We start from the raw sequence: 746 nt of genomic DNA, 5'->3' as shown, positions 1-746 counted from the left end.
GTGTCCGCACCCCGCTCAGGAATACCCACATACTCCTCGGGCACCTCATCCCCCACAAGACGCGACTGCCGAACATCCGAATAAATCCACTTCTTCTCCGAAGCCACCTCAACCGTCCCCTGAACCGGCTGCCACGGACCACCAGCCACCGAAAACTCCCCACTAAACACCGTCACAAGCGAAACCTCATACCACCCCTGCCCCACATACCGCATCGACACATCCCTCGACGGATGCGGCCGACCCGGAAACGACGTCGTCAACACCGTCCCATCACCAAAATCCCACACATACTTCACCGGCGTCGCCCGCACCCGCACCGACTGCCCAAACATCTCCACATCAAACACCTGCACACCCGACTCAGCCCACACAATCATGTCGATCCCCACCGGAATCCACTGCCCAGGCGGACCCAAATGCGCCACAAGAGGCTTCACACCAAGCGAACGAAAATCCTCCTGCGACACCACCGGCATCACAGGACCACCACCACCCGAACCCGAAGACGGCGACGAACACCCCGACACACGCTCCGTCCCCAAAACCGGCGCACCCGTCGACACCTCCACCTCACGCCCCACCACTACTGACGCCCCCGGAAAAGCTAACGGGCACACCGCGCGCGCAGTGCGACAAAAAGACGTCACAGCAAGCACCCGAAACACATCGGGCCCACCGCTACGACACCCCAAATCCCGATCACTCGCCGGCACCCACACCCTCCGCGGGCCATCCGTCACCGC

The 746-nt window shown here is 62.2% G+C and carries 1 protein-coding gene; it reads right to left on the bottom strand.

Features of this window, described 5'->3' with window-relative positions:
- On the bottom strand, positions 1–479 hold a 479-nt coding region (locus DEHOM01_RS09600; RefSeq protein WP_245630703.1), incomplete at its 3' end, for a PKD domain-containing protein.
- Positions 480–746 lie beyond the last annotated feature (267 nt).

Origin of the sequence: Dermabacter hominis NBRC 106157 (genome assembly GCF_001570785.1) — a bacterium.
In the GTDB taxonomy this organism is placed as follows: Bacteria; Actinomycetota; Actinomycetes; order Actinomycetales; family Dermabacteraceae; genus Dermabacter; species Dermabacter hominis.
The sequence above is the reverse complement of the archived record's forward strand: the minus strand, read 5'-3'. Positions and strand labels throughout refer to the sequence as shown.